The sequence below is a fragment of the Pseudidiomarina andamanensis genome (assembly GCF_009734345.1).
Classification (GTDB): domain Bacteria; phylum Pseudomonadota; class Gammaproteobacteria; order Enterobacterales; family Alteromonadaceae; genus Pseudidiomarina; species Pseudidiomarina andamanensis.
The window spans coordinates 1,020,230-1,032,875 of record NZ_CP032551.1; the positions used below are offsets into that span (position 1 = coordinate 1,020,230).

11 protein-coding genes are annotated in these 12,646 nt (G+C 46.0%); 5 read left to right on the forward strand and 6 right to left on the reverse strand.

Annotation, left to right across the window (positions count from 1 at the left end; genetic code table 11):
• The first annotated feature begins 150 nt into the window (after positions 1-150).
• The 3 genes from pabB to D3795_RS04880 are packed head-to-tail and all read left to right on the forward strand — an operon-like array spanning position 151 to position 3,476.
• The gene (gene pabB / locus D3795_RS04870) at positions 151-1,491 is read left to right on the forward strand and encodes an aminodeoxychorismate synthase component I (RefSeq protein WP_310942396.1); all 1,341 of its coding nucleotides are present in this window, start codon (positions 151-153) and stop codon (positions 1,489-1,491) included.
• On the forward strand, positions 1,488-2,084 hold the full coding sequence (locus tag D3795_RS04875) for a CoA pyrophosphatase (RefSeq protein ID WP_156266750.1): 597 nt from the start codon (positions 1,488-1,490) through the stop codon (positions 2,082-2,084). Before pabB ends, D3795_RS04875 begins: the two co-directional genes overlap by 4 nt.
• Before the next feature lie 18 nt (positions 2,085-2,102).
• Positions 2,103-3,476 (forward strand): L-serine ammonia-lyase, encoded by a 1,374-nt coding sequence (locus D3795_RS04880; RefSeq protein WP_156266752.1) that lies wholly within the window; start codon positions 2,103-2,105, stop codon positions 3,474-3,476.
• 26 nt (positions 3,477-3,502) lie between these two features.
• Here the strand turns inward: D3795_RS04880 and cysB are convergent, their stop codons facing one another.
• The gene (gene cysB, locus D3795_RS04885; RefSeq protein WP_156266754.1) at positions 3,503-4,477 is read right to left on the reverse strand and encodes an HTH-type transcriptional regulator CysB; all 975 of its coding nucleotides are present in this window, start codon (positions 4,475-4,477) and stop codon (positions 3,503-3,505) included.
• A gap of 90 nt (positions 4,478-4,567) precedes the next feature.
• Here cysB and D3795_RS04890 point away from each other — a divergent pair, with 90 nt between their 5' ends.
• Positions 4,568-4,906, forward strand: coding sequence for a translation initiation factor (locus tag D3795_RS04890; RefSeq protein WP_310942397.1), 339 nt, complete (start codon positions 4,568-4,570; stop codon positions 4,904-4,906).
• Positions 4,907-4,908: 2 nt separating this feature from the next.
• On the opposite strand, the gene D3795_RS04895 is transcribed toward D3795_RS04890, so the two are convergent.
• From D3795_RS04895 to D3795_RS04910, 4 genes are all read right to left on the reverse strand, one after another.
• A complete protein-coding gene (locus tag D3795_RS04895; RefSeq protein ID WP_156266756.1) occupies positions 4,909-6,567 on the reverse strand; it encodes an ATP-binding SpoIIE family protein phosphatase in 1,659 nt (552 codons plus the stop codon).
• A gap of 2 nt (positions 6,568-6,569) precedes the next feature.
• Complete coding sequence (locus D3795_RS04900; protein WP_126758456.1) at positions 6,570-6,875, reverse strand: STAS domain-containing protein; 306 nt, start codon at positions 6,873-6,875, stop codon at positions 6,570-6,572.
• A 147-nt stretch (positions 6,876-7,022) separates the two neighbouring features.
• The gene (locus tag D3795_RS04905) at positions 7,023-8,309 is read right to left on the reverse strand and encodes an amidohydrolase family protein (protein WP_156266758.1); all 1,287 of its coding nucleotides are present in this window, start codon (positions 8,307-8,309) and stop codon (positions 7,023-7,025) included.
• A complete protein-coding gene (locus D3795_RS04910) occupies positions 8,306-11,407 on the reverse strand; it encodes an amidohydrolase family protein (protein ID WP_156266760.1) in 3,102 nt (1,033 codons plus the stop codon). The genes D3795_RS04905 and D3795_RS04910 overlap by 4 nt, the downstream gene beginning before the upstream one ends.
• A gap of 126 nt (positions 11,408-11,533) precedes the next feature.
• On the opposite strand from D3795_RS04910, the gene D3795_RS04915 reads away from it, so the two are divergent.
• A complete protein-coding gene (locus D3795_RS04915) occupies positions 11,534-12,004 on the forward strand; it encodes a c-type cytochrome (RefSeq protein ID WP_310942398.1) in 471 nt (156 codons plus the stop codon).
• Here D3795_RS04915 and D3795_RS04920 read toward each other — a convergent pair.
• Complete coding sequence (locus D3795_RS04920; protein ID WP_156266762.1) at positions 12,001-12,633, reverse strand: cytochrome b/b6 domain-containing protein; 633 nt, start codon at positions 12,631-12,633, stop codon at positions 12,001-12,003. The genes D3795_RS04915 and D3795_RS04920 overlap by 4 nt on opposite strands.
• Positions 12,634-12,646: the final 13 nt, after the last annotated feature.

Sequence of the window (12,646 nt, forward strand, 5' to 3'; positions counted from 1 at the left end):
CCTCGGAACTTAGCTTGGTTCGAATTTCAAGGGGTAACGTAAAGTTGACGCTATCATAGCGTTTTGTCGGCTGGCTGACTAGTTTCGATGGCACTTCCGCAGGGTAGAATATGATATGCTTTTACGCATTGTAGCAACGGAGTAAATGTTGTGCCCTTATACGCAGTTCAATTACCTATTACCGACTCTTTTTCGGCGCTTTTTTGTCGTTGTAAAGATGAGCCTATGGCGCTATTTCTTGATAGCTGTGAGCATGCGGCGGGGCAATGGGATTTTATCTTTCGCCAACCACAACTTGTTGTGACTAAGAGTAAAAATTGGCCAAGAGTACTTGAACGCGCTTTACAAACATTGCCTAACTATCAAGGGCCACCTCGGTTACCGTTTCAAGGAGGATTAGCCGGCGCTTGGAGCTATGACGCGGGGCGAGCATTAGAAACGTTACCAACCGCAGCGCACGCAGACATCGAACTTCCCGAGCTTTGTGTTGGACTCTACACGCAAGCATTAATGCGAGATCGAAAAACTGGGAAAACCTGGCTTCTAGCTCCACAAGAAGAACTCGAGACATTAAAAGAATTCTGGTTATCGCCTTCAGTAGCTAAACCAAACCAAGTTCCATTTCAATTGCTGACTTCTTGGCAGAGCAATATGTCAGCGGTCGATTACGCCGATAATTTTGCCCGTGTTCAAAGTTACTTACGCGCTGGTGATTGCTATCAAATTAATCTCGCCCAACGTTTTACCAGCCTCTACGAGGGCGACACCTGGCAGGCTTATGAACTGCTCCGTGAGCACAACAATGCGCCTTTCTCAGCATTTATGCAGCTTGAGCAGGGATCATTACTATCGCTGTCTCCAGAGCGTTTTCTTGCCATTGACGAACTTGGAAATGTTGAAACCAAACCGATCAAAGGAACTCGCCCACGTGCAGCCAATGCTCAAAAAGATCGTCAGTTAGCCGACGAATTGCAGCACTCAAGTAAAGATCGTGCCGAAAACGTCATGATCGTCGACTTGTTGAGAAATGATTTGAGCCGGCTCTGTCTGCCTCGCTCAGTGAAAGTACCCAAACTATTTGCGATTGAATCGTATCCAGCGGTTCATCATTTAGTGAGTACCGTTACCGGAAAACTAAGCTCAACCACTCAAAACATTCAATTATTTGCGGCTTGCTTTCCAGGGGGTTCAATTACAGGCGCACCTAAAATTCGTGCCATGGAAATTATTGATGAACTTGAGCCACACCGCCGCAGCTTTTATTGCGGGAGTTTTGGATACTTCTCACAGCACGGTCGCGCAGATACAAGCATTGCTATTCGTACTTTAGTGGCGACTCGCTCAGCCGATCAACAAGGTGCTCTGCACTGTTGGGCCGGCGGAGGTCTTGTTGCTGATTCAGATTGCGCTAGTGAATATCAAGAAACATTCGATAAAGTCGCACGTATTACGCCTGTACTTACGCAGCAATTCGGACCACAATCGTCATGACACGCGATGAGTTCTTGCGCCGCTTTCAACTCCACCCTGCACCGTTAATTCAACGCCCGTTGATTAAGCGCTTGCGCCCAGCAGCAGTGTTAGTACCTCTATTTGAACAAAACGGCGAATTACATGTCATTTTGACACAACGTAGCGCGCAGCTGCGTCATCATGCTGGCCAAATTAGCTTCCCAGGTGGACGCCAAGAACCGCATGACCCTGATTTATACGCAACAGCCGTGCGTGAAGCCCAAGAGGAAATTGGATTATTACCAGAAGATGTGACGCTGGTTGGTCAACTACATGACTATCCGGTCATCAGTAACTTCCTGATTCGGCCTTATGTCGTGCTCATTAATCCAAGTCAGCCGTTAGAACGCGATCATCGCGAAGTTGCCGAAATCTTTACGGTGCCACTGCGCGAAGTCCTTCATCAAAACAAACATTTTGTATACCGATTAAGGCGTTTCATATACGATCAGGTATACTTTATTCCGTATCAGCAAAGAAACATCTGGGGCGCTACCGCTGGAATTTTGCGTGAACTAGCTGATCACGTGTATCCTGAGCGGCAACTTATTTATCGCCCTTTAAACGACTAATGGAAGCATAGTTAATTTATGATCAGTGTGTTTGATATCTACAAAGTTGGCATCGGTCCTTCAAGCTCGCATACCGTGGGCCCAATGCGCGCCGCATATGAATTTCTATTGGCAGCTGATAAGGCTATTGGATTGACAGATATTGACGGTATTGTGGTTGAGTTGTTCGGCTCATTAGGGCAAACCGGAAAAGGACATGGAACGGGTAAGGCAGTTATTCTTGGACTTGCGGGTGAGCAACCGGAAACCGTCGATACAACAACCGTTGATGACTTTCTAAAACGCACCGAAGAAACGCAAACCCTTGCGTTGCTGGGGCAACATGAAATCAAGTTTCCTCGTGAAGGAGCCATAGTTTTCCACCGTCGAAAAACCATGCCGCGTCACGCGAATGCGATGGAATTGCGCCTCTACAAGAATAACGAAGTCGTTTATAAAGACCTTTATTATTCAATTGGCGGTGGTTTTATTGTACGTGATGCCGATTTTGAAGACACTTTAGAAGAAGCGATTGAGCAATCTTCGAAGCCTATCCCCTATCCGTTTGATAGTTGCGATGAGCTACTCAAGCATTGTCATGAGCATGGCTTGCGAATTAGTTCGCTTATGTTAGCTAACGAAAAAGTTTTTCGTAGCGAAGACGAAATTCGTAAAAATTTGATGCATATCTGGAAGACAATGGACGAATGTATCGACCGCGGTATTCGTACCGAAGGAATTCTTCCTGGTGGTTTAAAAGTGCGTCGTCGTGCACCGGGCTTGTACCAGCGATTGAAAAACGAAAAGTCTGCCGACCCGATGCAAACGATGGACTGGGTCGATCTATTTGCACTCGCAGTAAACGAAGAAAATGCTGCCGGCGGACGCGTCGTCACTGCGCCGACTAATGGCGCTGCCGGTATTATCCCTGCGGTAATGAAATACGCCGATAAATTTATTGCTCCGTTAGATGAAGAAACCGTTGTCCGGTTCTTACTAACATCCGCTGCGATTGGCATTTTATATAAAAAGAATGCCTCGATTTCTGGTGCAGAAGTTGGTTGTCAGGGCGAGGTAGGTGTGGCTTGTTCAATGGCTGCAGGTGCCTTAGCTGAACTGATGGGTGGCGGTGTTAGTGCCGTAGAAAACGCTGCGGAAATCGGTATGGAGCATAACCTTGGCCTAACTTGTGACCCAGTTGGCGGTTTGGTTCAAGTACCATGTATTGAACGCAACGCCATGGGCTCAATCAAAGCGATTAATGCTGCTCGTCTTGCCCTACGCGGAAGTGGAGACCACAAGGTTTCGTTAGATAAAGTTATTAAAACCATGTGGGATACCGGAAATGATATGAAAACCAAATACAAAGAAACCGCTCGCGGCGGTTTGGCAGTCAATATTATCGAGTGTTAGCCCGCGGTTCAAACTGAACTGCTCACTCACAAGGTGGGCAGTTCAACATCTCGAAACATCCGATCAATTTCATCTTGGGACTTTTTCATCATCGCTTGTTCAACTAATGTGCGATGCAAATGGGGCGCAAAGCCCTCAAGAAAGTCATACATATAACTACGCAGAAACGTCCCTTTACGGAACCCTATTTTGGTGGTGCTCGGCGCAAACAAATGAGCTGCAGGAATGTTTATTAAGTCTGCATCGTTTTTCGAATCTACCGCCATACTTGCGACCACACCAATGCCCAACCCCATACGTACATAGGTTTTGATGACGTCTGCATCAGTTGCTGTAAACACGACATTTGGCTTAATTCCCGCCTCGTTAAAAGCACGATCTAGCTCGGAGCGCCCAGTAAACCCATGAACATAAGTTACAATGGGATAATCCCCAAGATCGGTGATAGTCACCTCTTTGAGTTTACCCAAGGGATGATCGGCAGGGGTGATGATCGAGCGATTCCAGTGATAACACGGCAACATGATCAAATCTTGATACAAGTGCAACGCCTCAGTTGCTATGGCGAAGTCAGCTTTACCTTTAGCAGCAGCTTCGCTAATTTGCTCAGGTGAGCCTTGATGCATGTGTAAACTGACATTTGGATAACGCTGCATAAAGCTTTTAATCATGTTTGGCAACGCATATCGCGCTTGTGTATGCGTCGTCGCGATATTGAGTTTGCCCTGATCAGGTTGAGTGAACTCGCCTGCCACAGCACGAATAGCTTCAACTTGCGATAGTATTTGACGTGCTATGGCAATCACTTCCTCACCGGCCGGTGTCACTTGAGTCAAATGCTTTCCACTTCGCTCGAATATTTGTACACCTAACTCATCTTCAAGCATTCGAACCTGTTTACTTATTCCTGGCTGAGAGGTATACAAGCTATCAGCAGTCGCTGAAACATTCAGATTATGATTTAATACTTCGACAATGTAACGCAGTTGCTGCAACTTCATGGCATAGCTCGTTGGTGGCAAGTTAAAAATACTTATGCCAAAAATATATAACACCTAACCTATTTATTCCAAGTTGAATTTGAGGAAATTGTGAGCAGTTTACAAGAACAACTTCAAAAACTCGGTTTCCAACAAACCGATGCGCCCGCTGAAAACGCCAACGATGACGCGTCAGCAACAATCGATAAATCACAAATCGTTCGTATTCAACGGCAAACAAAAGGCCGTAAAGGGAAAGGTGTAACCGTTTTATTTGATCTTCCGCAGCAACCAAGTTTACTGGCTGACTATGCCTCTCAGTTACGTAAAACTTGCGGCGTTGGTGGTGCGGTGAAAGATGGCACCATCGAGTTGCAAGGTGATCAACGTGAAAAAGCAAAATTGTGGTTAGAACAACATGAGTTCAAAGTAAAGTTAGCCGGCGGTTAACGCTAGAGTACGTATTTGAAAGATACCGTTCGTGTTTCTGAATCCCACTGTAAATCGGTTGTCATTTGCCGTAACAGCTCTAACCCACGCCCATGAGTTTTCTCCACTAAGTTAGAAGCTACAGCAACATCTGCTGTTCCTCGACCATTATCAGAAACGCTGACTGTTAACTCCTTTGAGCTGGGCTCAAATTGAACTCGAATACGTATTTCGCCATGCTGTAAAGCATGTAAACGCTCTAATCGAAGGCGATAGTACTCAGCAAAACCTTCCGGATCTTGCTTCATTGTAGAAGTAAGTTCCAATAGACCATGCTCAAGCGCATTGTTAAACGCTTCGGCCAAGAACAAATAAATGGTCGTTCGATGCCGACGAAGATGTGGCAACTGACTCAGTGCGGAGAGAATATGCGCAACTGGGTCTATTGTCGTGAGATGTTCAGGACGCAAAACAGATTCAAAAATAAACGGGAGACCAAATTGGTCTGGTTCGGGTTTGGCCTCGCCCAAGCCTGTTGGCTGACAACTTAGAATGGCAAGCGACAAGTCATCATGTAACGGGGTCTCACCACGAAAACGTTCAAGCTCATCGACGAGTTCGGCAAAATCTTCCGTACGTGGATACTTTGATAACAGCATTTCGAGGGCTTCAGAGCCTAAAAATTTATGCTGATGGCCTAGTAATTCGGTTACGCCATCAGTAAACAACGCAATTGAGCTGCCTTTGGGTGCTCTAAACGTCGCCACACGGCTATCAAACTCATCATCATCAACAACGCCAAGCGCCATGTGTGCCGGGGTGAGTCTTTTGAGAATCTCACCTTGTTCATTAAACAGCAATGCTGCCGGCATCCCACCGTTCCAATAGGTGACTCGCTCGCCGTTAGCCGATAGCTCCATGAGAATTGCCGCACAAAACATATCATCGGGTAAAAGTCGGCTCATACGGTAATTGAACTCGGTTACCATTTCGGCAACCGAAACACCGCGATCAGACATTGCAAAAAACGCCTGCGACAGCGGTAATGCACCAGTCGCAGGTGCCAAACCATGCCCCGTAAAATCCGCCATTAACATATAAATATTGCCTAACGGACCCGGCGCTATGAGACACAAATCGCCGTTGAATTTTGATACCGGCGTCAAATAGGTATTCACATGTTCAAATTCGAGATAATTGCGGCTCAATGCGTTTTGGAAAATATGCTCAACCAACTGATGTTCACGATCAACGCGAGCTTTGTGCCAAGCCAGCGATTGCCTGAGCCCATCCAGCTGATTATGTGCTGCCTGTAACTCGCATAGATATTCGAGGCGTTGTTTTAGAAAGTTTGATGCCAGCGGCCACAATAAAGCATCGGTTGTCATCGTTCCAAACTGCTGGAAAAGGATTGGGCTATCGGTAATAACCATACTTTGAAAGGTGTTTAACTGTAGTAGGTGATGAACTCGCTCAGTGTCGCAGCCCTCTCCCACCACAACAATGAACAGATTATTGTCATTCTCTACTGACGATGCCGCCACCTCTTCCACGAGGCAAGCTTTAACAACCACATTTGGAAGTAAACTTGACTGTGCAATGACGTCGCGCGATAGATCCGAGCCATCATGAACAACAGACACCTGTATCGGCTGAGCTGCTGGCTCATAAAAACTGTTCATAGTTATTCAATGACAAATAATTTATCGAAACGCGAAATATCCAAAATGCTTCTAACTTCAGGCCGACAATTGATGATATGAATACCTTTCACTGATTTCCCGAGCGACTTACGCATATTAAGAAGCATCCCGAGCGCTGAACTATCCAGGTATTCTGTTTCACGTAAATCGATAAATACGGTTGGTTGCTGGTCACCAACATTGCTGTAGGCTTGACGAAATTCCTGAACCAGCCCGAAGTCAAACTTTCCTTTGATGGCGATAATGAGCTCTTTACCGTCATTGGCAAATTGGCGGTGTAATGGCATCGTTTCTTCCTTTTAAGATAGCGTTATGTAAATACTGCCAATTACCGCTCGCTAACACAATACTTACTTTTTATACTTTTGCGAAAAGACAAAAAAAGCCAGAACATTGTCTGGCTTTTTCACATGTCTTATTAAACAAGACTTCTTTTAAGGCTTTTGACGATATTTCTGATACAGCTGGTTATGACGATTGTTAAGGTCAACTTCAGCACCGTCAATGAACATCAAACGAACTTTCTGACCTAATTGATCCATCACATCACCATCTGAAACGAACAGCGATGCATTCTTGCCAACTTCAAGTGAGCCAATTTTATCTGCCACGCCCATAACTTCTGCTGGCTTTAAGGTAATTGCGGCGAGCGCTTGTTGTTTATCAAGCCCAAATGCGACCGCATTACCCGCAGCAAACGCAAGGTTGCGAATGTCCCAGAAGCCTGTTGAATAGGCAATAGCAAAATCAACGCCTGCTGCAGCAAGAACTGCTGGAGTAGAGTATGCTTGATCGTACGCTTCGTCATGACGCGTAGGTAAGCCGTACGGTTCGCCGTAGACGACTGAGATATCTTGCGTAGCCAACTTATCGGCAATACGCCAAGCGTCACGAGCGCCTACAAGAACCAACTCAAAGCCCCACTCTGAAGCAAACTCCATCGCTTGTTCCATCTGACGCTTATCGTGCGCATGCACAAATAGCTTACTCGTACCGTCAAACAAACCGGTCATCGCTTCCCAGCGTACATCGGTACCGTTAAGTTTATTCGCTTGTTTTGCGTCGTAATAAGCTTTCGCATCAACAAATGCTGCTTCTAGTTTTTTCAAGTCAGCGGCATTGGCTTTGCGTTGTTCTTCAGGTGAGCGACGTTCCCACCACGATGTATTAATACCTACCCGCGGCCAGTTAACGTGAACACCGACATTGAGTGCTTCAGCAGCATCTTCAAACGTCCAGCCATCGGTTTGCAACAAGCTAGAACGACCCGCTATAAGATTGCGTTGTGGCACAATCTCTGCATGGGTAATACCGTTGTAGCGAACCGTTGGAATAACTTCTGAATCCGGGTTGTATGCGGTATGACCGCTGACTTCTGGCGTAATATCACCAACTTCACTCATATCGTTGGTTGCACGAACTGCCGCCAACTCAATCAAACCTAAAGTGGTGTCTAATGCGACAATGCCCGGATAAACTTGCTTGCCAGAGACGTCAATAACACGGGCATTCTCCGGTACCGATAAATTCGCGCCAATGGCTGTAATTTTGCCATTTTCGAACAATAAATCAGTATCCGTCATCACACCGTTCGTGACCGTATTGAGTGTTCCGCCCTGCAGCAATATTGGCTGTTCCTGAGTTTTACCAGGAACCATGTCATGAGCGACTGCAGCCGCACTCAAACTTGCAGCAACAACGGCTGTTAATAACTTTTTCATAGTTGCTCTCCTTGATGTGCGTGCACATGTTGATGTTCGCTATGACTGGTGAATTGATCACTCCATACATCATGGTTGTCTTCACAATGCCAGGTTGGCTGAGGTTTTTTGTAACCGTCGCCATTACCATTTCGCGCACTTTCAGGGCTACGTAATAGCTTCTGAATCAACTGTTGCTTCTCGGTTTCTAACTGAGCGCGTAACTGCATATCTCGTTCGCGGTCAAAGTATTTCCGAGCATTAATCCACGTTTCTTCAACGGATGAGTAAGCACTTAAAGGATGACCGTTCCAGATAACAAAGTCAGCATGTTTGCCTTCCTTAATGCTACCAACGTATTGGTCAATCTTAAGTTGCTTCGCTGGATTCAAAGTAATCATTTGCAAAGCTTCATGCTCCGACATACCACAGTAGGTCACTGACTTCGCAGCTTCAGTATTCAAGCGACGTTGTAAGTCATTACTATCGGAGTTGATACTGGTCAACACACCTTTCTCTGACATTAAGCATGCATTTTGCGGAATCGCATCGTAAACTTCGAATTTGAACGCCCACCAATCAGCGAATGTTGAACCACCAGCACCATGTTTCGCCATTTCAGAGGCAACTTTGTAGCCTTCCAAAATATGAGTGAACGTAGTCAGGGTAAATCCAAACTCCTCAGCTAAACGAATGAGCATGAGAATTTCTGATTGCACATATGAGTGAGCATGAACAAAACGTTCACTACGCAGAATTTCAAGCAACGTTTGCAAACGATAATCAGGGCGTGGCGGAGCGGTTTTCGCTTTTTCGCTGCGGCTCAATTTCTCGTAAGCATCCATACGTTGTTTATATTCGCGAGCTGCCGTGAAACCGTCTCGCATCACCGCTTCCACACCCATGCGAGTTTGTGGGTAACGCACAGTAAAGGTAGTACCCCAGTTACTCTGCTTAACGTTCTCACCTAACGCAAATTTAATGCTTGGTGGAGCTGCATCAAATTTAAGTGTGTTCGCATCAGCACCCCAACGCAGTTTGATGACCTGAGCTTGACCACCAATTGGGTTCGCCGAGCCGTGTAACAACTGTGCCATTGTGGTACCGCCGGCAAGCGAGCGATAGATATGAATATCGTCCGGATTCACAACGTCGCCAATACGCACTTCCGAAGTAATCGCCTCTGAGCCTTCGTTCACACCACCTTCAATGGCAATATGTGAGTGCTCATCGATAATACCTGGGGTGACGTGCTTACCGGTACCATCAATAACGGTGTAGCCCGATGGGGTATTTAGATCTTTGCCGATTCGATAGAACTCACCATCACGAATCAGCACATCTGTGTTTTCTAATACACCTGCTTCATCGGCTGTCCACACTGTCGCATTCTTGATATGAATATTTTGACGTTCAGGTAAACCATCCAAACCATAAGCAACATTCGGGAAAGTCACCTTACTGACGTACTCAGCTGCTGTAGTTGCCCCGTTATCTGACTGCTTTTCATCAGTTGCTGTACGACTTGCTGTTAGCGGGAGCTCGCGGCCATCTGGGGCAATAGCAACGCCAGTAAAGCCATCGGCTGAAGCCTGCTCAAGACGCATACGCCACGCTCCATCTAAACCAGCAAAGTTCGCATCAACCACAAACTCAACTGCTGAGTCGCTACGTTTTGCATCACGAATCTTATTGCTATTGAATTCGCCTGAGATTGATTTACCAGATTTCAATACCAATTCAGCTTGTTCATTTGCAACGGTAACCGCTAAGGTTCCGGCAAAGTTCGCTTGATGCAGCGGTGTTAATTCAACCTCGTTACCTTGCAGCCATACTGACTTAATGGTGCCGTTGGTGAATAAATCGCCTTCAGCAATGACAAAGTCAGCCATGTAACCTGGTGCCAATTTACCTGCTTTATCACTTACTCCAGCTATTTTCGCTGGGACAGTTGTCAAAGCCGCAAGTGCTTTATCAGCATCTAAGCCATGCTGAACGGCACGACGAAGATTCGGCCAAAAATCATCGGCTTTCTTCAACTCGTGTAAGGTAAATGAAAAATCAATATCGGCTTGAGCAAGCGCTGCCGCGTTACCCGGAGCTCGTTCCCAATGTCGCAAATCAGCGAGGCTCACATCCAAATGGTCATCAACACCTTTTACTTCAGGTGCAGCAGGGAAATTCAACGGCAGAATAATTGGTGACTTGGTGTTCTTGATCGCATCTAAACGTGCATACTCATAGCCTGAGCCTAAGTATGTTACTGGTACGTTAAATTGAGAAAAAACATCATTCGCACGTAATAACGAACGATCATCAGAAATTTTGAAGACTACGCCATCACTTTCAATATTCGCCAGTTCAGCTAACGCCGCGTTGTATTCAACCGGCATGTTGTAAGCATCTTTACCGTAAGCCTGCTCATACCAATTCGCATCAGAGAGTGTTTGGCGAATAAGCGCAATAGAGCCCATCAACGATGATGGATATTGTTGCAACGAAGAACCTTTATCAAAAGAACCGAAGTGACGTGCGCGAGGGTTATAAACTGCATTATTCGCAATTGTATCAGCCAAAGAAACCGTTACGGCCTGACCTTGGAAAATACCATCTAACCTGGCGCTTTGAACCGAAGTGAAGCCTTGATTAATGTAGTCTTTCGCTGCTTTGCTATCGGTTGCAAATTTGTCTACCCAATCCACTTGTGAGTGAATTGCATCATTTGCTGCATTACCACCTTCACGCTTGTTATTGTATTGCGGCGTAGCACTGCGGTATGGAGGACGATCTGGCTTTTCGACAGCCGGAACACCGTAATTACTGTAGGCGTCAATAAAGCCTGGGTAGATTGTGTGTCCACTGACATCAATTACCCGAGCGCCTTCAGGTGCACGGTTATTACGTGCAACAGCTACAACCTTGCCATTATTGATAACTAAAGTCGCATTTTCGAGTTTTTTACCTGGTTCCGTCACAATCGTTGCATTCTGTAATGCTATATATGTTGACGAATTATCATGTAAACCGCGCACTGGTGTTGTTTGCGAAGCCGCAGCCACTAATGGCAGTGCTGCGCAAACTGACAGTGCCAGTTTACTGAGATGCTTAGTCCCGTTCATCTGGTTCCCCTTTTATGATTTTTACGGTTATCATAGCCACATTAATGGGGAACGATCACTTTGCGCAATCCATTTAAGGATGAAAAGCGTATTGCAGTCGTTAAACAACACAATAAGGAGAACAACATGAACTCTATGATCAAGGTAGCAGGAAGTTTCTTAAGTATTGTGGCACTAACTGTATCAGCAAGCGCTTTCGCTCAACATGCGTTTAATGACGCCGACAAAGCCGTTGAATATCGTCAAAAAGCTTTATCGATCATGCAAAATAACTTTGCTGTCATGGGTGATATGGTGAAAGGTGATATTGAATTCGACGGAACTATCTTTGCTGAACGCGCAAATGATTTTGCTGCGCTGACGAGTATTCCTTGGATTGGTTTCAGCCAAGAAGGCGCAATGCCGGGGAATAATACCGATGCTTTACCCGCCATTTGGGATAATTGGGAGGATTTTGTTGAGCGCGCTGAAAAGCTTCAACAAGACGCAAAAGCTCTACAACAAGCTGCTGCTGCCGGCGAGCAAGGGGCTATTCGTGAGGCATTCATGACAGCCGCTCGTAATTGCAAGGGCTGCCATGATCAATACAAAGACTAATTAATCCAGAAGAACAACGCAGCAGCGATAAGCGCTGCTGCGATTATTCCAATCAGCCCCGACACTAACTTCGGTGCCGCCACGCCGTCGCGATAGCCATGCACCATAGCACTGATAAGATTAATGCCACGTACTCGGTAAAGAAGAATGGCAACGACATGCAAGATCACGACAGCGGCAAGAACATTAAAAATAGTTTCATGAACTTCACCCGCAACTTCGCTAAGGTCACTACCCACGCTACTCGCTAAGGGGCCTGAGAAGAAAATGTCATCGCTAGCAAACAATCCAGTACCAAACTGCACAAGTAGTAAAAGCAACAATGCTAAAACTGCCCAGCCGCCAGCTGCATTATGGGTGTTCGAAGGTTGATATTGTCCCGCCTTGAAGTCTTTTAAATGCTCCGCAACAACTTTAGGGCCTTTGATAAAACGCTTAAATCGAGCCGACTCACTCCCCCAAAAACCCCATAGAATTCGCGTAATGACTAACGCACCTAGTATGCCAGCAAGCTGCAGATGGCGCTCCATGAGCCCCTCTTCTGCGGTGTACCACATGAGTACAACAAGAATGACCATCAACCAATGGCTTAACCGAACAAAACTATCCCAAATTTTTACTCGTTGCATTTTCAGCGTTCCT

Bases quoted from the DNA above. Each gene is read 5' to 3' on its own strand.
- D3795_RS04875 (WP_156266750.1), top strand. From the start codon at position 1,488: ATGACACGCGATGAGTTCTTGCGCCGCTTTCAACTCCACCCTGCACCG.
- D3795_RS04880 (WP_156266752.1), top strand. From the start codon at position 2,103: ATGATCAGTGTGTTTGATATCTACAAAGTTGGCATCGGTCCTTCAAGC.
- cysB (WP_156266754.1), bottom strand. From the start codon at position 4,477: ATGAAGTTGCAGCAACTGCGTTACATTGTCGAAGTATTAAATCATAAT.
- D3795_RS04895 (WP_156266756.1), bottom strand. From the start codon at position 6,567: ATGAACAGTTTTTATGAGCCAGCAGCTCAGCCGATACAGGTGTCTGTT.
- D3795_RS04900 (WP_126758456.1), bottom strand. From the start codon at position 6,875: ATGCCATTACACCGCCAATTTGCCAATGACGGTAAAGAGCTCATTATC.
- D3795_RS04905 (WP_156266758.1), bottom strand. From the start codon at position 8,309: ATGAAAAAGTTATTAACAGCCGTTGTTGCTGCAAGTTTGAGTGCGGCT.
- D3795_RS04910 (WP_156266760.1), bottom strand. From the start codon at position 11,407: ATGAACGGGACTAAGCATCTCAGTAAACTGGCACTGTCAGTTTGCGCA.
- D3795_RS04915 (WP_310942398.1), top strand. From the start codon at position 11,534: ATGAACTCTATGATCAAGGTAGCAGGAAGTTTCTTAAGTATTGTGGCA.
- D3795_RS04920 (WP_156266762.1), bottom strand. From the start codon at position 12,633: ATGCAACGAGTAAAAATTTGGGATAGTTTTGTTCGGTTAAGCCATTGG.